The 21,662-nt window shown below is 72.8% G+C and carries 22 protein-coding genes; 10 read left to right on the plus strand and 12 right to left on the minus strand.

All coding sequences use genetic code 11. From position 1 onward, the window contains the following. Nucleotides 1-4 precede the first annotated feature (4 nt). Genes FHX32_RS24035 through FHX32_RS24045 form a run of 3 tightly spaced genes read right to left on the minus strand, consistent with a single transcriptional unit; the run spans nucleotide 5 to nucleotide 4,656 of the window. Nucleotides 5-2,560, minus strand: a complete 2,556-nt coding sequence (locus FHX32_RS24035; RefSeq protein WP_167189186.1) for a bifunctional GNAT family N-acetyltransferase/acetate--CoA ligase family protein — start codon at nucleotides 2,558-2,560, stop codon at nucleotides 5-7. A 19-nt stretch (nucleotides 2,561-2,579) separates the two neighbouring features. After that, a complete protein-coding gene (locus FHX32_RS24040) occupies nucleotides 2,580-3,761 on the minus strand; it encodes an acetoin utilization protein AcuC (protein WP_167187482.1) in 1,182 nt (393 codons plus the stop codon). 37 nt (nucleotides 3,762-3,798) lie between these two features. Further along, nucleotides 3,799-4,656 (minus strand): sulfurtransferase, encoded by an 858-nt coding sequence (locus FHX32_RS24045; protein ID WP_167187485.1) that lies wholly within the window; start codon nucleotides 4,654-4,656, stop codon nucleotides 3,799-3,801. A 130-nt stretch (nucleotides 4,657-4,786) separates the two neighbouring features. Here FHX32_RS24045 and FHX32_RS24050 point away from each other — a divergent pair, with 130 nt between their 5' ends. Continuing rightward, on the plus strand, nucleotides 4,787-4,960 hold the full coding sequence (locus FHX32_RS24050) for a hypothetical protein (protein WP_167187488.1): 174 nt from the start codon (nucleotides 4,787-4,789) through the stop codon (nucleotides 4,958-4,960). 74 nt (nucleotides 4,961-5,034) lie between these two features. Here FHX32_RS24050 and FHX32_RS24055 read toward each other — a convergent pair whose 3' ends face one another. Next, a complete protein-coding gene (locus FHX32_RS24055; protein WP_167187491.1) occupies nucleotides 5,035-5,292 on the minus strand; it encodes a hypothetical protein in 258 nt (85 codons plus the stop codon). Here FHX32_RS24055 and FHX32_RS24060 point away from each other — a divergent pair. Beyond that, nucleotides 5,291-5,452 carry a hypothetical protein gene (locus FHX32_RS24060; protein WP_167187494.1) on the plus strand — a complete coding sequence of 54 codons (162 nt, stop codon included), beginning with the start codon at nucleotides 5,291-5,293 and terminating at the stop codon, nucleotides 5,450-5,452. The two genes, FHX32_RS24055 and FHX32_RS24060, sit on opposite strands and share 2 nt — an antisense overlap. On the opposite strand, the gene FHX32_RS24065 is transcribed toward FHX32_RS24060, so the two are convergent. Next, the gene (locus FHX32_RS24065; protein WP_486481344.1) at nucleotides 5,433-6,857 is read right to left on the minus strand and encodes a recombinase family protein; all 1,425 of its coding nucleotides are present in this window, start codon (nucleotides 6,855-6,857) and stop codon (nucleotides 5,433-5,435) included. The genes FHX32_RS24060 and FHX32_RS24065 overlap by 20 nt on opposite strands. A 112-nt stretch (nucleotides 6,858-6,969) precedes the next feature. Between FHX32_RS24065 and FHX32_RS24070 the strand changes: the two genes are divergently transcribed. Beyond that, entirely contained in the window at nucleotides 6,970-7,668 is a 699-nt protein-coding gene (locus FHX32_RS24070; RefSeq protein ID WP_167187501.1) for an iron-dependent transcriptional repressor DtxR, read from the plus strand. 117 nt (nucleotides 7,669-7,785) lie between these two features. On the opposite strand, the gene FHX32_RS24075 is transcribed toward FHX32_RS24070, so the two are convergent. The 3 genes from FHX32_RS24075 to FHX32_RS24085 form a co-directional block, all read right to left on the minus strand. Then, complete coding sequence (locus FHX32_RS24075) at nucleotides 7,786-8,337, minus strand: hypothetical protein (protein WP_167187504.1); 552 nt, start codon at nucleotides 8,335-8,337, stop codon at nucleotides 7,786-7,788. Nucleotides 8,338-8,435: 98 nt separating this feature from the next. Next, nucleotides 8,436-8,678 (minus strand): DUF5522 domain-containing protein, encoded by a 243-nt coding sequence (locus FHX32_RS24080; RefSeq protein WP_167187507.1) that lies wholly within the window; start codon nucleotides 8,676-8,678, stop codon nucleotides 8,436-8,438. A gap of 180 nt (nucleotides 8,679-8,858) precedes the next feature. Beyond that, on the minus strand, nucleotides 8,859-9,848 hold the full coding sequence (locus FHX32_RS24085; RefSeq protein WP_167187510.1) for an asparaginase: 990 nt from the start codon (nucleotides 9,846-9,848) through the stop codon (nucleotides 8,859-8,861). Nucleotides 9,849-10,597: 749 nt separating this feature from the next. Here FHX32_RS24085 and FHX32_RS24090 point away from each other — a divergent pair. Further along, complete coding sequence (locus FHX32_RS24090; protein ID WP_167187513.1) at nucleotides 10,598-10,918, plus strand: TraR/DksA C4-type zinc finger protein; 321 nt, start codon at nucleotides 10,598-10,600, stop codon at nucleotides 10,916-10,918. A gap of 87 nt (nucleotides 10,919-11,005) precedes the next feature. Here FHX32_RS24090 and paaI read toward each other — a convergent pair whose 3' ends face one another. The 3 genes from paaI to FHX32_RS24105 all read right to left on the minus strand — a co-directional run bounded on the left by paaI (nucleotide 11,006) and on the right by FHX32_RS24105 (nucleotide 13,487). Then, nucleotides 11,006-11,377 carry a hydroxyphenylacetyl-CoA thioesterase PaaI gene (paaI, locus tag FHX32_RS24095; RefSeq protein WP_167189189.1) on the minus strand — a complete coding sequence of 124 codons (372 nt, stop codon included), beginning with the start codon at nucleotides 11,375-11,377 and terminating at the stop codon, nucleotides 11,006-11,008. Between the two features lie 31 nt (nucleotides 11,378-11,408). After that, the gene (gene paaK, locus FHX32_RS24100; protein ID WP_167187516.1) at nucleotides 11,409-12,716 is read right to left on the minus strand and encodes a phenylacetate--CoA ligase PaaK; all 1,308 of its coding nucleotides are present in this window, start codon (nucleotides 12,714-12,716) and stop codon (nucleotides 11,409-11,411) included. Nucleotides 12,717-12,815: 99 nt separating this feature from the next. Next, entirely contained in the window at nucleotides 12,816-13,487 is a 672-nt protein-coding gene (locus tag FHX32_RS24105; protein WP_167187519.1) for an IclR family transcriptional regulator, read from the minus strand. Between the two features lie 208 nt (nucleotides 13,488-13,695). On the opposite strand from FHX32_RS24105, the gene FHX32_RS24110 reads away from it, so the two are divergent. From FHX32_RS24110 to FHX32_RS24135, 6 genes are read left to right on the plus strand one after another with little or no spacing between them, the layout of a single operon-like run. After that, complete coding sequence (locus FHX32_RS24110) at nucleotides 13,696-14,823, plus strand: ABC transporter substrate-binding protein (protein ID WP_167187522.1); 1,128 nt, start codon at nucleotides 13,696-13,698, stop codon at nucleotides 14,821-14,823. Between the two features lie 10 nt (nucleotides 14,824-14,833). After that, nucleotides 14,834-15,703 (plus strand): branched-chain amino acid ABC transporter permease, encoded by an 870-nt coding sequence (locus FHX32_RS24115; protein WP_167187525.1) that lies wholly within the window; start codon nucleotides 14,834-14,836, stop codon nucleotides 15,701-15,703. Continuing rightward, the gene (locus FHX32_RS24120; protein ID WP_167187528.1) at nucleotides 15,703-17,652 is read left to right on the plus strand and encodes an ABC transporter permease subunit; all 1,950 of its coding nucleotides are present in this window, start codon (nucleotides 15,703-15,705) and stop codon (nucleotides 17,650-17,652) included. The genes FHX32_RS24115 and FHX32_RS24120 overlap by 1 nt, the downstream gene beginning before the upstream one ends. Next, nucleotides 17,652-18,380 (plus strand): ABC transporter ATP-binding protein, encoded by a 729-nt coding sequence (locus FHX32_RS24125; protein ID WP_167187531.1) that lies wholly within the window; start codon nucleotides 17,652-17,654, stop codon nucleotides 18,378-18,380. Before FHX32_RS24120 ends, FHX32_RS24125 begins: the two co-directional genes overlap by 1 nt. A 25-nt stretch (nucleotides 18,381-18,405) precedes the next feature. Beyond that, on the plus strand, nucleotides 18,406-19,374 hold the full coding sequence (locus FHX32_RS24130; RefSeq protein ID WP_208419175.1) for an MBL fold metallo-hydrolase: 969 nt from the start codon (nucleotides 18,406-18,408) through the stop codon (nucleotides 19,372-19,374). After that, the gene (locus tag FHX32_RS24135) at nucleotides 19,371-20,987 is read left to right on the plus strand and encodes an FAD-dependent monooxygenase (RefSeq protein WP_167187534.1); all 1,617 of its coding nucleotides are present in this window, start codon (nucleotides 19,371-19,373) and stop codon (nucleotides 20,985-20,987) included. Before FHX32_RS24130 ends, FHX32_RS24135 begins: the two co-directional genes overlap by 4 nt. Here FHX32_RS24135 and FHX32_RS35395 read toward each other — a convergent pair. Continuing rightward, nucleotides 20,875-21,603 (minus strand): hypothetical protein, encoded by a 729-nt coding sequence (locus tag FHX32_RS35395; RefSeq protein WP_486481345.1) that lies wholly within the window; start codon nucleotides 21,601-21,603, stop codon nucleotides 20,875-20,877. The two genes, FHX32_RS24135 and FHX32_RS35395, sit on opposite strands and share 113 nt — an antisense overlap. Nucleotides 21,604-21,662: the final 59 nt, after the last annotated feature.

Genomic DNA, 21,662 nt, shown 5'->3' on the forward strand with positions numbered 1-21,662 from the left:
GGCGCTACAGCCGGCGCGGGCCGGTGTCCGGCCGGTCGGCCGCGGAGCCGGTGCGCACGGTGGCGTGCAGCACCGAGAGGCCGTCCGGCCGGACCAGCACCGGGTTCAACGTCGCCGACCGCACCCGGGGCTGCTCGTCGGCGAGCCGGCCGACCCGCAGCAGCAGCTCGGCCAGGGCCGCCCGGTCCACCGGCGCGGCGCCCCGGTGGCCGCGCAGCAGCGGCGCCGCGCGCGGCTCGTCGACCAGCTCGGCGGCGTCCCGGTCGGTCAGCGGGACGGCCCGCCAGGCCCGGTCGCCAAGCAGCTCGGTCGCGACACCGCCGAGCCCGAAGCCGACCACCGGCCCGAACGCCGGATCCTCCACCAGCTCGACCACGCAGGCCACGCCGGGCGCGACCATCGGCTGGACCAGCACGTCCTTGCCGAAGACCGCGGACATCTCGGCGTACGCGCGGCGCAGGGTCGCCGCGTCGGGCAGGTCGAGCCGGACCGCGCCGAGGTCGAGCCGATGCCGCAGCCCGGGGGCGGCCGCCTTCAGCGCCACCGGGTAGCCGAGCCGGTCCGCCGCGGTTACCGCCTCGTCGGCCGAGCACGCGGGCACCGACTCGACCACGTCGATGCCGTACGCGGCGAGCAGTGCCGCCGGGTCGGTGGCCTCCGGGCGCAACGCCGCCTGCGCCGCCGCCCGGTCGACCCCGGGCAGCTCCGGCAACGTCCCGGGTGGGCGGCGCAGCCAGTCGGCGTACGCGGCGACCCGGGCCAGGGCGCGGACCGCCTCCTCCACGCTCGGGTACGCCGGCACCCCGACGGGCGCCCGGCCGACCAGGAACGTGGCCACGGTCGGCTTGCCGGCCGCGAGCGCGTCCGGCAGCGCGGCGGAGAAGTCCGCCTCAGCGTCGGGAAGCTGGCCGGGCAGCGGCGGGGCGAAGACCACCACCAGCGCGTCCACCTCGTCGTCGGCGGCGGTGGCGGCCAGCGCGGCGGCGAACTCGGCCGCCCCGGCGCGCGGGCCGACGTCCCGCACGCCGCCGGCGGCGACGGTCAGCCCCTGGGCGGCGCAGGCGGTGGCGGCCAGCCCGGTCAACGCCGAGGAGTTGCCGACCACGCCGACCCGCCGGCCGGCCGGCAGCGGCTGGTTGGCCAGCAGCACCCCGACGTCGAGCAGTTCGGCCACGGTGTCCACCCGGATCACGCCGGACTGGGCGAACAGCGCGCTCACCGCGACCTCGTCCGGGCCGGCGGAGTCGCCGACGCCCGGCGGGCGGGCCGGCGAGGCGAGCGCCACCACCGGCTTGTCCCGGCCGATTCGCCGGGCCAGCCGGGCGAACTTGCGCGGATTGCCGAACGTCTCCAGGTACAGCATGATCACGTCGGTGCCCGGATCGTCCTGCCAGTACTGAAGCAGGTCGTTGCCGGAGACGTCGGCCCGGTTGCCGGCGGAGACGAAGCTGGACAGCCCCAGGCCACGCCGGTCCGCCTCGGCCAGCAGGGCCACCCCGAACGCGCCGGACTGGCTGAAGATGCCCACCCGGCCGGGCACCGGCAGCCGCGGCGCGAGGGTGGCGTTGAGGCGTACCGCCGGGTCGGTGTTGGCGACGCCGAGGCAGTTCGGGCCGACCACCCGCATCCCGGCGGCGTGCGCGGCGCGGACCAGGGCCCGTTGCGCGGCGGCCCCCTCCGGGCCGGCCTCGGCGAAGCCGGCAGAGATCACCACCAGGCCGTGCACCCCGGCGGCGGCCGCGTCCGCGACCACCGCCTCCGCCGAGTGCGGCGGCACCGCGACCACGGCCAGGTCCACCGGCAGCCCGGCCGCGGTCGCCGACGGGTACGCGGGCAGCCCGGCGACCGTCGCCGCGCTCGGGTGCACCGGCACCACCGGCCCGGTGAAGCCGAAGTCGCGCAGGTGCCCCAGCACCGCCGCGCCGACGCCCTGCCCGGTGGCGCTGGCGCCGTAGACCGCCACCCCGCGCGGGGCGAGCAGCCGGGCGATGGACCGGGCCTCGGTCCGGTGCTCCCGGCCGCGCTGCACCTCCAGCGTCGTCTCGGTGGGCGCGATCGGAAAGCTCAGGTGCACCACGCCGTCGGCGAACTCGCGCTGCACCTGGTAGCCGAAGTCGGCGAAGACCCGCAGCATCGCGCCGTTGGCCGGCAGCACCTCGGCGACGAAGTTCACGATGCCGACCCGGCGGGCCGCGTCGGCCAGGTGCTCCAGCAGCACCGAGCCGATCCCCCGGCCCTGGAAGGCGTCCTCGACCACGAAGGCCACCTCGGCCTCGGGCGCCGCCGGGCCGAGCCGCTCGTAGCGCCCGACGGCGACGATCCGCTCGCCGACCAGCACCACGAACGCCTCCCGGTCGCGGTGGTCGACGTTGACGAAGCGCTGCAGGTCGCGTTCCGGGATCCGCGGGTACGGCGAGAAGTAGCGCAGGTAGCGGGTGCGCTCGGAGAACCGGGAGTGCATCGCCACGATGCCCGGGGCGTCCGCCGGCCGGATCTGTCGCAGCTGGACGGTGGTGCCGTCGCTGAGCAGCACGTCCACCGGTTGCGGCGCGGTCGACACCGGCCCGGTCGTGACCGGTTCAGTCACGGGGGTCGTGCGGGTCGAGCCCGAACAGCGGGAAGACCGCCTTGCGGGTGGCCGCGATGGCCCGGTCCACCGCTGTCGGTTCGCCGGTCGGCTGCCACGGCTCGTACGTCGGGTCGACGTCGTCGGTCATCCGCAGCGGCACCTCCCGCCCGGGACAGCGGGTGGTGGCCAGTTCCCGCCAGGCCGGCGGGGTGAGCGTGGCCGGGGCGATCGGCTCTCCGGTGGCGACCGCCAGCAGGTGCGTCCACGCCCGGGGCACCACCTCGACCAGCGCGTACCCACCGCCGCCGGTGGCCATCCAGCGGCCGTCGCAGAGCTCGTCGGCGAGCGCCCGCAGGGCCAGGTAGGTGGCGCGCTGGCCGTCCACGGACAGGTGCAGGTCGGCCAGCGGGTCGAGCCGGTGCCCGTCCGCGCCGCACTGGGTGACCAGCAGCTGCGGCCGGAACGCGCGCAGCACCGAGGGCACGATCGCGTGGAACGCGCGCTGCCAGCCGGCGTCGCCGACCCCGGGCGGCAGCGGCAGGTTGACCGCCGTCCCCACCGCCTCCGGGCCGCCGGTCTCGTCCGGGAAGCCCGTACCGGGGAAGAGCGCGAGCGGGGTCTCGTGCAGGCTGACCGTGAGCACCCGCGGGTCGTCCCAGAAGATCTGCTGCACCCCGTCGCCGTGGTGCACGTCCACGTCAACGTACGCGATCCGCTCGGCGCCCAGGTCGAGCAGGCGGGCGATGGCCACCGCCGGGTCGTTGTAGACGCAGAAGCCGGCGGCCCGGGCCGGCATCGCGTGGTGCAGGCCACCGGCCACGTTGACCGCGCGGCGGGCCTCGCCCCGCCAGACCGCCTCGGCCGCGGCCACACTGGCGCCGGCGACCAGCGCGCTGGACTCGTGCATCCCCGGGAAGACCGGATTGTCCGAGGTGCCCAGTCCGAACCCGGCGAACAGCGGATCGCCCGGGGCGGTGCGCACCGCGTCCAGGTAGCGCGGGTCGTGCACCCGGGTCAGCAGCGCGTCGTCGGCCGGTTCCGGCTTGACCAGCCGCACCCCCGGGCGTCCCAGGACGCCGAGCTCGCGGGCGAGCGCGACGGTCAGCTCGACCCGTACCGGGTCCAGCGGGTGGTCACCCATGTCGTAGGCGAGCAGCGACTCGTCCCACACCACCACCGTGTCGTCGGACATGGGCTCATCGTCGCACGAGCGGCGCAGGGACCTCCGCTCACGCGTCGGGTGTCGCCCCGGTGGCCACCGGCCGGTCCGGGTCGGCGACCCAGTTGCTCCACGAGCCGACGTAGAGCGCCGCGTCCGGCCGGCCGGCCAGGTGCAGGGCGAGCACCGCCTGCGCGGCGGTCACCCCCGAGCCGCAGTAGGCCCCGACCGGGCGGTCCGCGCCCACCCCGGCCGCGGCGAACCGGTCGCGCAGCGCGTCGGCGGCCGGGAACCGCCCGTCCGGGCCGACGTACTCCGCCGCGGGCAGGTTGGCCGCGCCCGGAACGTGCCCGGCCACCGGGTCGATCGGTTCCGTCTCGCCCCGGTAGCGGGGCGCGGTCCGCACGTCCAGCAGCACGCCGTCGCCGGCGGCGAGCCGGGCCGCCGCGCCGGCGTCCAGCACCGGCAGCTCGCCCGGCCGGACGGTGACGTCGCCGGGCCGGGGCGCGGGCGCCTCGGTCGAGGTGGGCAGCCCGGCCGCCAGCCAGGCCGGGAAGCCGCCGTGCAGCAGCCGCACCTCGCGGTGGCCGGCCCAGCGCAGCGTCCACCAGGCCCGCGCGGCGGCCATGCCGTCACCGCCGTCGTACACCACCACGGGGTGACCGGCGCGGACGCCGGCGGCCCGCAGCGCCGCCTGCAACGCGGCCGGGTCGGGCAGCGGGTGCCGCCCGGCGGCGCCGGGCGGCCCGCAGAGGTCGGTGTCCAGGTCGACGAAGACCGCGCCGGGCAGGTGCCCGGCGGCGTAGTCGTCCCGGCCGGGCGGGCCGGTGAGCCGCCAGCGGACGTCGAGCACGGTGGGCGGGTCGGCGCGGTCGAGCTCGACGGCGAGCCGGTCGGGTTCGACCAGAAGATCATCAGTACCGGACATGGCGTCCAGTCAACACCATCCGGGCCGGCCACCGGTTCGGCGGCGGTCGATCGTCGGACGTCCGAGGTAGCATCGACCACCGGAGGGCCGCTGACGATATGAAGTCTCACGACCTGGTCGCAGGGTCGAGTTGGTCACCGACACACGCGTCTACCTCCGGGCCACGGCGAACGACCACGGCCGGCGCAAGGGCGAGGTCTGGTTCGAGGCGCGGCTCTCCCGGCGCGTCGCCCCGCGCGAGGCGGTCTACATCCACAACGGCAAGGGTCACTTCGACTGGACCCGCGTCGACATCGCGGCCTGACTTTCCAATCGGAAAAAGCGCAAAAAAGGCCTGGCCCCCAACACTGGGGAGCCGGGCCTATGCCTTGCTTGTCGCTAGGCGGTGACGCTGACCCTGACGGGCTCGGACGGCAGGCGCAGGGTCCGGGCCAGCTCGGCGATGCCGGCCGCCCCGATCTCGCGTGCCTCCTCCTCCGTCTCGGCGGTCACCGAGGCGGTGATGCGGGTATTGCTGGTCCCGTCCACCGTCATGCTCGCCAACTGCACGCGCTCGTCAGTCTGCCCACCCTCCTCGGGGTAGGGCTTGACGGGCGCACCCTGGTACTCGACCGCGACGCCGAACGTCTGTTCCATGTCCAGATCCTACTTCTTGGGCTTCGGGCAGGACACGATCTGCGCCTCGCCCTTGCCCTTCGGGCCGTCCGGGCTGAAGGCGAACGGCGTGCCACTCGGCCCGGTGCCGGTCACCATCACCTTCGTCCGGAAGGACCGGCTCAGCCGCGAGGGACGATAACTACCGAGTCGATCGGCGGCCCGTCCCATCCGTTGCTGCCGCCCCTACCTACTGGCTTGACGATGATCCGCTTGACGTAGCGGCCCAGGATCTCCCTGCGCCTGTGCAAGCTCTCCGGGTCATCGTCAAGCCAGTCTTCTAGTTCCTGGTCCCTGTCGATCGGGACCATCGCGGCCTCCTTGGCTAGCTGCCCCTGCTTGGCCCGCAGCTCCTGGATCTGCTCCCGCATCGGGATGATCTCCTCCAGGGCCTCGTCGTCGGTAAAGACGCCCTTGGCTACGGCGCCGCGCAGGCGCTTGATCCCCGCCTCCAGCTCCCGGATCTCGGCCTCGATGCCGGGGTTGGGATCGTCGGCTTGGTCGCCCTCGGGGGCGCTGATCTTGCCCTCGATGGCGCCAGCCACCCACGCCTCTACCACGCCCTCCAGCCAGGGCCGCTGGCGGGAGATCTGGCCACACCCTCCCCGCTGAGAGAGGCAGATGTAGCGGTTGTAGCCGCCCTTGCCCTCGACCCTCGGCTCGAATACCTGAGCGGACATCGGGGTGCCGCAGACGCAGTACACGAACCCCGGCAGCAGGTACTTGCGGGGCCTCGGGGGTCCGCCCTTCCCCTTTGCCCCCCTGGCTCCCAGGGCCTCAAGGATGGCCTCGTGCTCGGCCCGAGTGATGATGGCGGGCCAGTTGCCCTCCCCAACGATCTCCCCGTCGTGAGCCACCAGGCCGGCGATGCGGGGGTTGCGCAGGGTTCGGGCCACGTTGCCGTCGTTGCGCCACTCCTTGCCCAGCGGGGTCGGGACGCCGAGGCGCTGCCAGAGCTTCCGCACCTCCGACACCCTGCCAGTGAGGAACAGGACCTCCATGCCCTCCCGGATGGCCTTGGCGGCGAGCGGGTCGATCTCCTGGCAGTAGCCGAGCGGGGAGCCGTGGACGTAGCCGAACGTCCGGGCGCCACCGTGGATGCGGCCCTCCTCCCGGCGCTGCCGGGCGGCACGGGCGACACGCTCCGCGGTCCGCTCCACCTCAGCCGCGTCAACCGCGGCCTTGATCCGGGCAACCATCCGGCCGTCAGCGGTGCTGAGGTCGTCGTTGCCGCTCTTGACGGTGTGGATCAGCACGCCGGTCTTCTCGTGGAGCTGGATCAGGTCCTCCAGCTCCAGGGGCCGGCGGGTGAGCCGGTTGTTGGAGTAGGACACGATCACGTCCACCCTGCGGGCGTTCACGGCGGCGACCATGGCCGCGTAGTCCGGGCGGACCTTCTTGGTGCGGGTCGACGCGGACAGGTCGTTGTCGACGTAGATGCGGACGACCTCCCAGCCGTACCGGGCGGCCAGCTCTCGGCAGTCCTCCTCCTGGCGGGTTACGCCCTTCTCCTCGCTCTCCCGGTCCTGGCTGATCCGGCAGTAGATGGCGCACCCTCAGCGGTACGGGCTCACCCATGGTGGGCCTCCGCGTGGTGCTGGTGGCAGCTCAGGGGCTGCTCGTGAGACACTAGAGCCTCCGGTTCGTTCCTCGTGACAGGTGATTAAGATAAACGCCCACTCACTGGTCGACACGACCGAGATGTACCTGCGCACCATCCTCGAGCTCGAGGAGGAGGGGGTGCCGCCGCTGCGCGCCCGGATCGCCGAACGGCTGCGGCAGAGCGGCCCCACCGTCAGCCAGACCGTCGCCCGGATGGAGCGCGACGGCCTGCTCACGGTCGAGGGCGACCGGCACTTGGCGCTCACCGCGCAGGGCCGGGCCACCGCGGTCTCGGTGATGCGCAAGCACCGGCTGGCCGAGCTGCTGCTCGTCAACGTGATCGGGATGCCCTACGAGGACGCCCACGAGGAGGCCTGCCGGTGGGAGCACGTGATGAGCGACGCGGTCGAGAAGCGGGTCTACGACCTGCTCAACCGGCCCACCCGCTCGCCGTACGGCAACCCCATCCCGGGGCTGGAGGAGCTGGGCTCTGCTGAGCCGGAGGCCGTCGACGTGGCCGAGGGTGAGCGCAACCTGGCGTTCCCCGGCCTGTCCGGGCCGGTGGTGGTGCGGCGGATCTGCGAGAGCGTGCAGACCAACGCCGACGTGCTGCGCCAGCTGCACGCCGCCGGCGTCGACCCGGGCGCCCGGGTGACCGTGGCGCAGGAGCGCGACGGCGTCTCCATCGACCGCTCCGGCGACCGGATCCGGCTCCCCCGCGAGGTCGCCTCCCGCGTCTTCGTCGCCGCCACCTGACCCGCTCCCGGCCACCCCGCCCTCAACCTGGCCTGGCGATCTTGCCCATCCGGCACCGGGCACATCTGGCGAGCCGGCGGCCGGAAGTGCAAGATCGCGGGAGGGGGCCGGCGGTGGCTACAGGGCGCGGGGGTCGAGCTGCTTCGCCAGGACGACCAAGGCTTCGGCCAGATCCTCCACGGTGGCCTTCTCCGTGCCGGGCGGGCTGGTGTAGCGCAGGGTGGCGAGCCGCCCCTCCCCGGCCAGCCAGCCCACCTCCGCGACCGGGCCCTGATCGCCCTTGGCCGCACTGGTCCGCCGGTACCCCTGCTCGCCCAACCCGGAGACCTTGGCTGCCTTCTTGGGCATCACGTCGGCGGTGAAGCCCGCCCGGTCGATCGAGGTTTCGGTGACCGTCAGGGTCAGCTCCGGCAGGGTTGCCGCCTCGGCGCGGACGACACAGGTGTGGCTGTCGCCCTTCTTGCTGGCCGCCGCCACGTCGAACCGGATTCCGGCGTGCTCCTCGATGACGTCGAAGTCGAGCAGCCGGCAGGCCCCACCTGACGAAGCGGCCGCCATGTCGACAGCCACCGGGGCCGGCGGCGGCACCGCAACCGGTTCAGCCTCCGCCCCGCAGCCCGTCGCCAGCAGCCCGGCCGCCAACCCGGTGACCACGATCCGCCCCCGCACGACCACTCCTTCCCTGTCCACCCCGACGTGTCCGCCGGACACGGTACGACCTGCCCTGCCCCTGGCGGTAGCCCGCACGGGCCGCGCGCCGGCGATCGTCAGTCGTCCACGTACGGGCAGTGCCGACAACCCCGCCCGCAACACGTGCCGCGCCGGGCCAGGAAGCCGGCGCTGAGCACGAAGAGACCGGTGGCCGGATCGAGGTAGCCGGCCTCGCCGGCGGCCAGGGCCGCGGCGTGTGCCACCAGGATCCGGTCCCGGTCCGGATGCCCCGGCGACAACCGCGCCGGATGCGGCTCGGTCAACGGCCGGTCCGCCAACGGTCGTCGCTCGCCAGTCACCGGTGCAGTCTTCCAGACGCGGCGGCCGGCCCGTCCCGGCCGGCCGGTGGGTCCGACACGACAGCCGGCGGGACGCTCCCCGGGCCGGCGCCGAACCACGGTACGGCTGCGCGCCGCCGCGGTCCAGTGCGGCGGATCGAGCGCCGCCCTCGGCTTGGGCGTCGCGGCATCGCGCCGGCCTCACCCGTGCCGGGTCAGGGCGACCTCGATCGCCTCGCGCTCCGCGCCGGCAGCGAGCAGCAACCGCAGCAGCACCTTCGCCTTGTACGGGTCGAGCATGCCGCCGTTCAGCAGCCCTCGCCGTTGCAGGTCGATCTCGGACCCGACCGCCCCGTAGGTGTGCCGCAGCACCGATCCCGCGCCGCAGCGGGAGGTGAGCACCACCGGGATGCGCCCCGCCAGCTCGCCCAGCACCGGGGCCAGCACGGCCGGGACGTGCCCGACCCCGAACCCGGCCACCACCAGCCCGTGGTGGAGGTCCGCGACCCCGTCGAGCAGCCCACCGTCGTCGTCCAGGGTCACCGTGTACTGGGCGACGCGGATGGCGGCGAGCCGATCCCGGTCGACCGGCGGCAGCGGCTCCCGCCGCTCCGGGCGGGTGAGCAACCGCACCCGCCCCTCGATGACGTGCCCGACCGGGCCGGCGTTCGGGGAGGCGAAGGTGGCAGTGCTGGTGCTGTGCGTCTTGCGGACCCAGCGGGCGGCGTGGACCTCGTCGGCGAGCACGACCAGCACGCCGAGGTCGCGGGCGGCGGGCGCGGCGGCTACCCGGGCGGCGGCGAGCAGGTTCGCCGGGCCGTCCGGGCCGGCCAGCGTCGGGTTGCGCATGGCGCCGGTGAACACCAGCGGCGCGGCGTGCGGCCAGACCAGGTCGGTCAGGAACGCGGACTCCTCCAGCGTGTCGGTGCCCTGGGTGACCACCACACCGGTGGCCCCCGCGGTGACCGCCTCCGAGGCGGCCTCGACCACGTCCAGCAGGTCGCCGTACGTCAGGTGGGCGCTCGGCACGGCGTGCGGGTCCCGCACGTCCAGCGGCAGTCCGAGGTCGGCCAGCCCGGGCACTGCGGCGACGAGATCCGCGCCGGTCAGCCGGGTGACGACCCCGGGCCGGCCGCGGTCGACTCCGCCCATCGCGATGGTCCCGCCGAGGGTGAACAGGGCGATGGACACAGCGGACCTCCCCGTCGGCCGCCGGCCGGACCCACCGCGTCGGCGCCCCGTCGGCGGCGTACCGCGGCGGCCGGCACGACCGTACCGCCCGTGCCGGGGCTCGCCTCGGTCAGGCCGGACGACGCCAGCCCGCTCGGCGCGGCCGGTGGGGGCCCGGAGACCCAGATGCCGGTGGCCCGGTCCCGCCGACAGCGTCCTGCCTGGTCGGCGGTCGCACGCCGCCGGCCGACCGGACGCCCCTACCGACAGGTCGTATCCGTGTCGCAGCAACTGGCAGAGTTCCCGCGGAGCGAACCGCCGTCCCTGTGCGGGTGCGGGTGGTTCGGTCGCCGGGAAACGCCGGGAGCGACCACCGGGGGCGGGCCACGTCCGGCACGCCGGGTGAGGGATCCGTCTCCGGCGTGGCCACCCCGTCCTGGGCAGGCGGGGCCGGTATGACCGCGATGCTCGGGGACCCCGTCGTCGACCGTGGCGGGGAAGGACGTTGGGTTTCCCCGCCACGCCGGCCTATGGTGGCCAGCATGTGTCCGTGGGGTAAGCCGATGCGTACCGCCGTCGTGGTGACGGCGGCGGCCGGCGCTGCCCCCTGGACGGTGCGGGCGGTCGTGCCGTCCCCCGCCGGCTCGGCGGCCATCCAACTGCCGAGCCCCACCGGGCGTGGCCCTCCGTGGACCGGCACCTCCCAGAGACCGGCCACCAGGGCGAAGCTACACAGCTTCGGCCCTTTTTCTTTTCCGAGGAGACACGGCATGACCCTCCACACCGAGCCGGGCGAGCAGCAGTGGCTCGACGAGCTGCGATCCACACTGGCGACCGAGCGCGAGGCGCAGGCCGCAAGGTTGACCCAACTGACCGCCGACACCGGCGACCCGGGCGAGGCGCACACCCGGGGTGCGATGATCGCCGCGACCCGGCAGAGCCTGGCGCAGATCGACGGCGCGCTGCGGCGCATCGCCGAGGGCCGGTACAGCGTCTGCGAACGGTGCGCCGCCTCGATCCCGCGGGAGCGGCTGGAGGTCCTGCCGCACGCCCGGTTCTGCGTACCCTGCCAGCAGAAGCAGAGCAGCTGAACCGGACCCGCACCCCGTGGGGTACGCGCCAGGTCGCCAGCGGGCACACCGCCCGGCCGAGGTGCGCCCCTCGCGTCGACGGCGTGGTCAACCGCGGATCGTCCGGCTGCGGCCCCGGAACTCGGCGATCACCTCGCCGTCGTCCCGGGTGACGGTGACGTCGTAGACGCCGCTGCGGCCGTACCGGGTGCGTTCGGTGGCCTGCGCGGTCAGCAGGTCACCCTCGCGGGCCGGGCGGACGAAGGTGATGTCGCCACCGGCGGCGACCGTGACCGGCCCGTAACTGTTGCAGGCCAGCGCGAACGCGGTGTCGGCGAGCAGGAACACGTAGCCGCCGTGGGCGATCGCGTGGCCGTTGACCATCGCGCCGGTCACCCGCATCCGGGCCACCGCCGCCCCGCCGGCGGCCTCGACCAGCTCGATGCCGAGCCCGCGGGAGGCGGCATCGATGTCGAACATGTCGTACGCGGCGTTGCGTGCCCCGCCCACGTCAGCCGGCCCGCCGCTGGTCGACGATCCGGCGCATCTTGCCCATCGACCGCTCCACGCCGTCCGGGGCGATCACGTCGACCGCCACGCTCACCCCGATGGTGTTCTTGACCAGGTCGACAAGTTCCGCGCCGGCCCGCTCGGCGGCGTCGACGGCCACCCCGACCCGCCGTTCCACCCGGACGGTCAGCGTGTCCATCCGCCCCTGCCGGGCGAGCACGCACTGGAAGTGCGGCGACAGCTGCGGGGTACGCAGGATCAACTCCTCGATCTGGGTCGGGAAGACGTTCACCCCGCGCACGATCATCATGTCGTCGCTGCGGCCGGTGATCTTCTCGATCCGGCGCATCGTGCGGGCCGTACCCGGTAGCAGCCGGGTCAGGTCCCGGGTGCGGTACCGCACCACCGGCATCGCCTGCTTGGTCAGCGAGGTGAGCACCAGCTCACCCCGCGCCCCGTCGGGCAACACCTCCCCGGTCACCGGATCGACGATCTCCGGATAGAAGTGGTCCTCCCACAGGTGCAGGCCGTCCTTTGTCTCCACGCACTCGTTGGCCACGCCCGGGCCCATCACCTCCGACAGCCCGTAGATGTCGACCGCGTGCATGTCCAGCCGCTGCTCCATCTCCCGGCGCATGTCCTGCGTCCACGGCTCCGCGCCGAAGATGCCCACCTGCAGTGAGGTGGAACGAGGGTCGATCCCCTGCCGCTGCATCTCGTCCACAATGGCGAGCATGTAGCTGGGAGTGACCATTATCACATCAGGCTCGAAGTCCCTGATCAACATCACCTGCCGCTCGGTCATCCCGCCCGACACCGGGATCACCGTGCACCCCAACTCCTCGGCCCCGTAGTGCGCGCCGAGCCCGCCGGTGAACAGCCCGTACCCGTATGCCACATGCACCCGGTCACCCGGGCGGCCACCCGCGGCCCGGATCGACCGGGCCATCAGGCGGGCCCAGACCCGCAGATCCTCCGCGGTGTAGCCGACCACAGTCGGCCGCCCCGTGGTGCCCGAGGAGGCGTGCAGCCGGGCGATCCGCTCCCGGGGCACTGCGAACATGCCGAACGGGTAGTTCTCCCGGAGTTCGGCCTTGCTGGTGAACGGGAAGCGGGACAGGTCGTCGAGGTCGCGGCAGTCGTCCGGATGCACGCCGGCGGCATCGAAGGCGGCGCGGTAGTGGGGCACGTTCTCGTACGCGTGCCGCAGCGACCAGCGCAACCGCTCCCGCTGCAGTGCCCGCAACTCATCCACGGACGCCCGCTCGATGGGCTCCAAATCCTCCGGCCGGGGACTGCGATCCTGCATGTGCTCCTCCTCAGGATGTTCCAGGTGGGTGCTGATCCGGCCGTCGGCGGGTCAGTGGCAACGACTCCACCGCAACCGGATCCTTGATCGGTAGAGCGGTCAGCAGAGTCGGTCGGAGACGGCGGCGGCCGCCGCCGCCACCCGCCCACCGAGCTCTGCAAGGTCGGCGACCTCGGTGACGTAGACGACGGCCACGGCGCCGATCGCCTGACCTCCGGCGTTGTCGACCACGGGCGCGGCCACCGACCGCATCCCGGACAGCACCTCGCCGCACGACGACGCCCAGCCGCGTTCGCGCGCCTCGGTCACCTTCTCCGGCTCGTCGGGGCGGGGCGGCCGGCCGGCAAGGACCGCGATGCCCGGAGCACCGACGTGGATCGGGTGCCGGACGCCGGGGCGGTACGCCACGTGCACGTGGGTGCGCCGCGGCTCGACGCTGGCCAGGGTGACCACCTCGTCACTCTCGGGCACCACCAGGAAGGCCGTCATGCCGACCTCGTCGGCGAGGTCGGACAGGGCGGGCAGAGCGGCGGACTGCAGCGCCGGCCGGATGGAGCGCGCGAGGGCCGACAATCCGAGGCCCAACTCGTACAGGCCGTCCTGCCGGCGGGTCAGCAACTGGTGGGTTTCGAGGGTACGCACCATCCGGTAGCAGATCGAGCGATGGACACCGATAGAACGGGACAGGTCGGCCACCGACTGGGGTCCGTCGGCGGCGGCGAGGACCTCCAGGATGCGCAAGCCGCGATCCAGGGTCTGGGAGTGCGTCACCTGGGCAGATCCTCACTTCGTCCTGGCCACACCCTTGTGTGGGGGTTCACAGAAGATTAACCTCACGACTCAATATTGGAACAGGGTGTTCGATTATCGAACAACCCCCGAGCGGCGATCCCGGCACCCCCGACGCCGCGACCAAAGGGAGCAACTGATGGCTAGGACCGGCAGGGTCGGTGTCATAACAGCGGCGTTGGCGACTCTCATGGTCGCGACGACCGGCTGCGCCGAGAAGGACGCGACGACCGGCGGCGGCGACAGCAGCGGCCCGATCAAGATCGGCGCGGTGCTCGACATCACGGGCGCCGGCGCGAGCCTCGGCGTGCCGGAGCGCAAGACGCTGGAACTGCTGACCAAGCAGCTCAACGAGGCCGGCGGCGTCAACGGCCGCCAGATCGAGCTGATCGTCGAGGACAACCAGTCCACCGAAGACGGCGCCGCCAAGGCGATGAACGAAATGATCAGCAAGAAGGTCGACATCGTGCTGGGCGCCAGCCGGACCGGGCCGCGCCTGGCCATGCGGCCGGTGGCGGAGTCCAGCAAGACCCCGATGATCTCGCTCGCGGCCAACGCGAAGATCGTCGAGGGCTCGACGTGGGTCTTCAAGACGGCCCAGAACGACGCGGTCGTCCTGGAGAACATCATCGACCACGCCGAGACCAAGGGCTGGAAGACGATCGGCCTGCTGCGTGACTCCTCCGGGTTCGGCGAGGGGGTGGCCGAGATGCTCACCGACCTCGGCAAGCCCCGCGGCATCTCGGTGACCCGGGTCGAGAAGTTCGCGCCCGACGCGAACGACTTCACCGCCCAGATGATCAACATTCGGAACGCCAAGGCGGACATGAACCTCATCTGGGGGATCCCGCCGGCGGCTGGGCTCGCTCAGCAGGCCTACCGGCAACTCAACATCACCGCTCCCGTCCTGCAGAGCCACGGCATCGGCAACCAGGTCTTCCTGGACACCGCGAAGGGCAGCGCCGACGGACTGGTGGCACCACTGGGCCGGCTCCTCGTCGCCGACCAACTCCCCGACAGCGACCCGCAGAAGAACGTCCTGACCAAGTTCCTCGCCGACTACCAGTCGGCCTACAACGAGAAGCCCTCCACCTTCGCCGGGCACGCGTACGACGCCTTCCAGCTCGCCGTGGACGCGTTCAAGGCCGTCGGCACGGACAAGCAGAAGGTCCGCGACCACCTGGAGAGGGTCGACGGCTTCGTCGGCATCACCGGGGTCTACAAGATGACGCCGGAGGACCACTCCGGCCTGAGCAAGCAGGCACTCGTGCTCGTCACCGTCTCCGGTGGCAAGTGGCAGCTCCTGCAGGACAAGTAGCCCCGAGACGATGAGCGATCTCCTCCAACTCCTCCTGGCCGGCGTCTCCATCGGCGCCATCTACGCCCTGATCGCGATGGGCTTCGTCGCGATCTACACGGTCAGTGAAGTGATCAATCTGGCCCAGGGCGAGTTCGTGGCACTGGCGGGGCTGGTCGCGATCAGCGCGGCGGGCAGCGGGATGCCGCTGCCCGCCGCCATTGGGCTGGCCGTCGTCACCGTCGTGATCGTGGCCGCACTGATGCAACGGCTCGCGATCGCCCCGGTCAAGCGCATGACGACCCTGTTGTCGATCATCCTCACGCTGGGTGTGTCCACCGCGCTGAAGGCCGCCATGCTGCTGATCTGGGGGCCCAACGCGACCGGCCTCACCTCCTTCCCCGGCAGCGACTTCACCGTCTTCGGCGTCGCGGTCCGGGCCCAGTACCTCTGGATCCTCGCGGTCACCGCGGTGGTCGCGGTCGCCGTGACCTGGTTCTACGAGCACACCCTGCACGGCAAGGCCCTGAAGGCCTGCGCCGAGCAGGCGACCGCCGCCCGGCTGGTCGGCATCTCGATCTCCCGGGCCTCACTGGTCTCCTTCGGCCTCGCCGGCCTGCTCGCCGCCATCGCCGGCGTGCTGGCCAGCCCGATCTACTTCAGCGCCTGGGACTCCGGCCTCACGCTGGGGCTCAAGGGCTTCGTGGCGGCCACCCTGGGCGGTCTGACCTCGATCCGGGGTGCGATCGGCGGGGCGGTCCTGCTCGGCATCCTCGAATCGCTCGTCGCCGGCTACGTCGACTCCGGCCTGCGCGACGCGGTCGCCTTCATCGTCCTGATCGTCGTCCTGGTGGTGCGCCCAGGCGGCATTCTCCGGCAGCGCGCCGTGGCCAGGGTGTGATGACGGGCAAGACAACGGTGAACACACCGCAGAGCCGGAAGGTGACCATGGCGACCCGCGCCCGTCGCGGCTTCGGCCGGGGCGAACTGGTCGGCTTCGTCGTGCTGGCGCTGCTGCTGGCGGCGTTCCCCCTGGTGGCCTCCGAATCGGCCGTCAACGTCGGCGTGTACGCGCTGATCTACGGACTCGCCGCGATCGGCCTGACCCTGCTCATGGGGCTCGCCGGGCAGGTGAGCCTCGGGCAGGCGGCCTTCTTCGCCATCGGTGCGTACGGGCAGGCGGTCCTGATCACGAAGTACCAGATGCCGATGATCCCGGCCGCGATCATCGCGGTCAGCCTCGCGATGGTCGCGGCGCTGCTGGTGGGCCTGCCGCTGCTGCGCCTGCGCGGCCACTACCTGGCGCTGGCCACCCTGGGACTGGGCATCATCGTCACGGTCGCCGCCACCGAATCCGAGTTCCTCGGTGCCACCTCCGGCATCTACGGGGTGGACAAGCCGACCTTCGGCGGGCGCCGCTACGACAGCGCCGCCGAGTACTTCTGGCTGCTCGCCCCGGTGGTGTTCCTGGCGCTGCTGCTGGCCCGCAACATCGTCACCGGGCGGATCGGGCGGGCCCTGGGGGCGGTCAACGACTCCGAGATCGCCGCCGAGTGCCTCGGCGTCGACACGTTCCGCCTCCGGCTGCAGGTCTTCGTCCTCTCCGCCGGCTTCGCCGGGCTGGCCGGTGTCGCGTACGTGCACTGGATCGGGGTGGTGAACCCCAACGCGGCGTACTTCCCGCTGTCGGTGGAGTTCCTGCTGATGTCGGTGCTCGGCGGCCTCGGCAGCGTGTGGGGTGCGATCATCGGCGCCTTCGCGGTCGAATTCCTCGACGAGGGGCTGCGCAGCGTCATCCCCACCCTGGTCCCGGGCGCCGTCGGCGAGGTGCAGCTCATCGGCTTCGGCGTCGTGCTCACCGCCGTGATCCTGTTCGTACCCGGCGGCATCCACGAGGTGTGGCGACGGCTGCTGGCCCGCCTCCGGCGTCCGGCACCCCCCACCGGGGACACTGCGGCGGTCGGCGGGAGCGAGCCGGACACCTCCCCGCTGCTGGCCCGGGAAGGTCGGCCCGCGCCGGGCGAGACGTTGCTGGCGGTACGCGACCTGACCCGTCGCTTCGGCGGCGTGACGGCCGTGAACGAGGTGTCGTTCGACGTGCGAGCGGGCGAGATCTTCGCGCTGATCGGCCCGAACGGGGCCGGCAAGACCACCTGCTTCAACATGATCAGCGGCGTCCTGGCGCCGTCGGAGGGCTCGGTCCGGCTCGGTGCCACCCGCATCGACGGCCGCAAGCCGCACGTCTTCGCCGAGGCGAGGGCGACGCGGACGTTCCAGAACCTGCAGATCTTCCGGTCGACCACGGTGCGCGGCAACATCGCGGTCGGACGCCACCTGCGCAGCGGGGCCGGCATGCTGCGGGGCGCGCTCTCCGTCCCGGCCCGTGCCGAGGAGCGGCGGATCCAGCGATCGGTCGACGACCTGCTGGCCCTCACCGGCCTGGCCGGCGACGCCGATCGACCCGCCGCCGACCTGCCTTTCGGCCGGCAGCGGCAGCTGGAGATCGCGCGGGCCCTCGCCCTCGAACCGGACCTGCTCCTGCTGGACGAACCGATGGCGGGTCTGTCGGGTGGGGAGCGCCGCGAGCTGGTCCGGCTGCTGCGCCGGCTGCGTGCCGGTGGGATGGCGATCGTCCTCGTCGAGCACGACGTCGAAGCGGTCCTCGCCCTCGCCGACCGGGTGGCGGTGCTCGACGACGGGCACCTGATCGCACTCGGCACACCGGACGAGGTCCGGGAGGACCCGGCGGTCCTCGCCGCCTACCTCGGCGTGGACGACGACGAGGTGGACGTGCCCGTCACGGTGGCGCACGCCGCCGACGGCAGAGTGTCCGAGGAGGACGGGAAGTGATGCTGGACGTCTCCGGGCTGAGTGCCGGCTACGACAAGCTCCAGGTGCTGCACGAGGTGGATCTCGCCGTCGACGACGGCCAACTCCTCGCCGTCATCGGGGCCAACGGCGCCGGCAAGACCACCCTGCTGCGCGCCCTCTCCGGCTTGCTGCGCCCCACCTCGGGGCGGATCACCCTGGCTGGGCGGGACCTGACGGGGCTTTCCCCCGAGGCGATCGCCTCGGCGGGGCTGGCCCACGTACCGGAGAATCGCCTGGTCTTTCCGTCGCTGACCGTGTCGGACAACCTGGCCCTCGGCGGCTGGACCCGGCGCGGCCGGAAGGCCACCGCCGCGCGCCGCGGCCACGTGCTGGAACTCTTCCCCCGCCTCGCCACCCGGCTGGACCAGCCGGCCGGCACGCTCAGCGGTGGCGAGCAGCAGATGGTGGCGATCGGGCGGGGGCTGATGGCTGAACCGAAGGTGCTCGTCCTCGACGAGCCCAGCCTGGGGCTGGCACCCCGGCTGGTCGGGGAGATCTTCGCCGCGCTCGCCCAGCTGAAGTCCGAGCTCGAGCTGGCCATCGTGCTGGTGGAGCAGAACGTCCGGGCCGCGTTCCGGGTCGCCGACGACGTGGTCGTCATGGACCGGGGCCGGGTGGTGGCGACGGGCACACCCGAGACCCTCGGCGCCGACGACCGGGTCCGCAGCGCGTACCTCGGTGGCAACTACTCGACCGCGACGTCCTGACCGGGACCGACAGAGAGGACATGCCGTGACATCCGTGGCCAAGCCGTTCGCCTCCTCCGCGGACACAGAGGATAAGGCCGAGACCCTCGAGGTGCTCGCCGAGGGTGTCTACGCCCTCACCGCCGAGGGCGACCCGAACGTCGGCGCCGTGGAGGGCGAGGACTTCGTCGTCGCCTTCGAGGCCCGGGCCACGCCCGTGATGGCCCGCCGGTGGCTGGACAAGCTCCGCGAGCACACCGACAAGCCCGTGAAGTACCTGGTGCTCTCGCACTACCACGCGGTGCGGGTGCTCGGCGCGTCCGCCTTCGACGCCGACGTCGTCATCGCCCACGACCAGACCCGCCGGCTCATCGCCGAACGCGGCATGCAGGACTGGGAGTCGGAGCGGGGGCGGATGCCTCGGCTCTTCACCGGTGAGGCGAGTATCCCGGGGCTGACCTGGCCCGACGTCACCTTCTCCGACCGGCTCACCATCGATCTGGGCGGCGACCGGGGTGAGCTGGTACTGCGGTACTGCGGACGCGGACACACCGCCGGCGACATCGTGATGTGGCTGCCTCGCCAGCGGGTGCTCTTCGCCGGGGACCTGGTCGAGGCGCAGGCCGCCCTCTACACCGGGGACGCCTTCCACACCGACTGGTCCACCGGCACGCTGGACCAGGTCCGCGAATTCGGCGCGGAAGCACTGGTCGGCGGACGGGGAGCGGTGGCCCAGGGACGAGCGGCCGTTGACGCCGCGATCGACCAGACCCGCGACTTCCTGCTGGTGATGCGGGAGAAGGTCGGCGAGGTGCACGCCGCCGGTGGCTCGCTGAAGGACGCCTTCCAGGCCACCCACGCCGCCCTCGCTCCCCGGTACGGCAGGTGGCCCATCTTCGAGCACTGCCTGCCGTTCAACGTGCAGCGGGTGTGGGACGAACTCGACGGCGTCGACTGGCCACACATCTGGACCGCAGAACGGGACCGCGAGGTCTGGAACGAGCTGCAGGGATGAGCCTGGGAATGGACTTCGACCCGGTCGTCGTGATCGGTGCCGGGCCGGTCGGCCAGACCGCCGCCCTGCTGCTGGCCCGCTGGGGCGTACCCGTCACGGTGCTCGACGCGCGCGCCGAACGGGATCCCGTCGGCTCCAAGGCGATCTGCCAGCAGCGCGACGTGCTGGACGTCTGGGAAGCGGTGGGCGCCGGTCAGGCCATCGCCGGCGAGGGCGTGACCTGGGAACGGGCCCGCACCTACTACCGGGACGCGGAACTCTTCTGCATGACCTTCGCCGACCGCGGCCGGTCACCGTTCCCGCCGTTCGTCAACGTCTCCCAGTCGTACACCGAGCAGGTGCTCGACGAGCGGATCGCCGCCACGCCGGCGATCGAGGTCCGGTGGGGGCACGAGGTCACGGCGATCAGACAGGACGAGGACGGCGTGACGCTCACCTGCGCCACCGCCGACGGCGAACGGGAGGTACGAACGCCGTACGTACTCGCCTGCGCCGGCTCCCGGGGGGACGCGGTACGCCGGATGCTCGGCGTCACCTTCGACGGGCGGTCCTTCGACGACCAGTTCCTGATCTGCGACATCCGCGCCGATCTCGGCGAGTGGGCCGACGAGCGGCGGTTCTACTTCGACCCGGTGTGGAACCCGGGGCGGCAGGTACTCATCCACCCCTGTCCGGACTCGACGTACCGGATCGACTGGCAGGTGCCGTCCGACTTCGACCTGGAGCGGGAACGCGACAGCGGGGCACTCGACCGACGCATCCGCCGGGTCGTGGGCGACCAGCCGTACGAGGTGGTGTGGTCGTCGGTCTACCGCTTCCACGCCCGGCTGGTTGACCGGATGCGGGTCGGGCGGGTGCTGCTGGCCGGCGACTGCGCCCACCTGGTGGCGCCCTTCGGGGCGCGAGGGCTGAACTCCGGCGTGCAGGACGCCGAGAACGCCGCCTGGAAGATCGCCTTCGTGCTGCGCGGATGGGCAACGCAGGAACTGCTGGAGACGTACCACACGGAACGGACCGCGGCGGCGGTGGAGAACCTCGCCGTCACCAGCGCCACGATGGACTTCCTGGTGCCGCAGGACGAGGCGGCGCGGCTGCGGCGGCGGGAGGTGCTGGAGGCGGCACTCACCGATCAGGCCAGGCGGCGGGACGTCGACTCGGGCCGGCTGGCCGAACCCTACTGGTACCTCGACTCACCGCTGACCACCCCGCACCCGGAGCGCACGTTTCCCGGGCGTCCCGCGCGGGGAGCAGCACCACCGGTCGTACCCGGTGTGCTGGTCCCGGACGCACCGGTGGTGGTCTCCGACGCACCGACAATCACCCGCCTGCGTCAGCTCGTGCGTGACGGCGTCCTCGTCCTCACCACCGGGGCGACAACCGTGCTGAACTCCCCGGACCTGATCTGCGCCGCACCGCTCCGGGTGCTGGCCACAGCGGAGATCGACCCGGCTGGCGTGTTGCGTCAGGCGCTCGAGATCCAGGACGGTGAGGCGCTGGTGATCAGACCGGACGGGCACCTCGCCGCCATCGTCGGGCACGACGAAGTGGACGCGATGTCCGCCGCGATCCGCCGCGCGATCGGGTTGGTGCCAGCGGACGGTATGCGCGGCTGACCTGCGTTCGGCAGTGGGCGGGCGCTGGCGCGCCAGCGCAGAGACCGGCCCAGCCGCGGCGGGCGAGGAGGGCAGCGATCTCGGCCCGGCCGGCACCCCGGGCGAGCAGCAGCCGGAGCAGCACCTTCGCCTTGTACGGATCGAGCAACCCGCCGTTGGGCAGGCCACGCCGTTGCAGGTCGGTCTCCGAGCCGACCGCTCCGTAGGTGTGCCCCAGCACCGATCCGGCCCCGGAGCGGGAGGTGAGCACCACCGGGATCCGCTCGGCCAGCGCGCCGAGCATCGGGGCCAGCACACCGGGCACGTGTCCCGCCGGGCGCTTCATACTGCCTTCTCTGCGATCGCTGTTCGGGTTGGGCGCGGCTCTGGTTGCTAGGGGATCTGTCTGGGAGTTGCCGGGCCCGGAGGCTACTGCGCGAGTCCTCCATTGTCGGCGAGGGAGGCCGGTACTGGAAGGCGCGGGTCGCTGCGGTAGGCGTCGACTGCCTGCCGCAGCGGACCGCCGGCCGCGCCGACGGCAGCGACCTGGTCGAGCAGGTTGATGGCCGTTGGGTCCAGTTGGTCGTAGTGGACGGCTGGCCAGATCCCGCACGACGTTGCCTTGGACCTCCCACATGCCGGTCAAGCCTGCTGCGCTGGTGCCGATGCGGCCCAGGTCGCGGAGGAGCCAGCCGG

Source organism: Micromonospora sp. CNZ280 (assembly GCF_011759515.1).

Coding starts and splice junctions, on each gene's coding strand:
- FHX32_RS24120 (WP_167187528.1), top strand. CDS start 15,703: ATGACGGGCAAGACAACGGTGAACACACCGCAGAGCCGGAAGGTGACC.
- paaI (WP_167189189.1), bottom strand. CDS start 11,377: ATGTTCGACATCGATGCCGCCTCCCGCGGGCTCGGCATCGAGCTGGTC.
- FHX32_RS24045 (WP_167187485.1), bottom strand. CDS start 4,656: ATGTCCGGTACTGATGATCTTCTGGTCGAACCCGACCGGCTCGCCGTC.
- FHX32_RS35395 (WP_486481345.1), bottom strand. CDS start 21,603: ATGTGGGAGGTCCAAGGCAACGTCGTGCGGGATCTGGCCAGCCGTCCA.
- paaK (WP_167187516.1), bottom strand. CDS start 12,716: ATGCAGGATCGCAGTCCCCGGCCGGAGGATTTGGAGCCCATCGAGCGG.
- FHX32_RS24110 (WP_167187522.1), top strand. CDS start 13,696: ATGGTCGCGACGACCGGCTGCGCCGAGAAGGACGCGACGACCGGCGGC.
- FHX32_RS24125 (WP_167187531.1), top strand. CDS start 17,652: ATGCTGGACGTCTCCGGGCTGAGTGCCGGCTACGACAAGCTCCAGGTG.
- FHX32_RS24040 (WP_167187482.1), bottom strand. CDS start 3,761: ATGTCCGACGACACGGTGGTGGTGTGGGACGAGTCGCTGCTCGCCTAC.
- FHX32_RS24135 (WP_167187534.1), top strand. CDS start 19,371: ATGAGCCTGGGAATGGACTTCGACCCGGTCGTCGTGATCGGTGCCGGG.
- FHX32_RS24060 (WP_167187494.1), top strand. CDS start 5,291: ATGTCCAGATCCTACTTCTTGGGCTTCGGGCAGGACACGATCTGCGCC.
- FHX32_RS24090 (WP_167187513.1), top strand. CDS start 10,598: ATGACCCTCCACACCGAGCCGGGCGAGCAGCAGTGGCTCGACGAGCTG.
- FHX32_RS24055 (WP_167187491.1), bottom strand. CDS start 5,292: ATGGAACAGACGTTCGGCGTCGCGGTCGAGTACCAGGGTGCGCCCGTC.
- FHX32_RS24115 (WP_167187525.1), top strand. CDS start 14,834: ATGAGCGATCTCCTCCAACTCCTCCTGGCCGGCGTCTCCATCGGCGCC.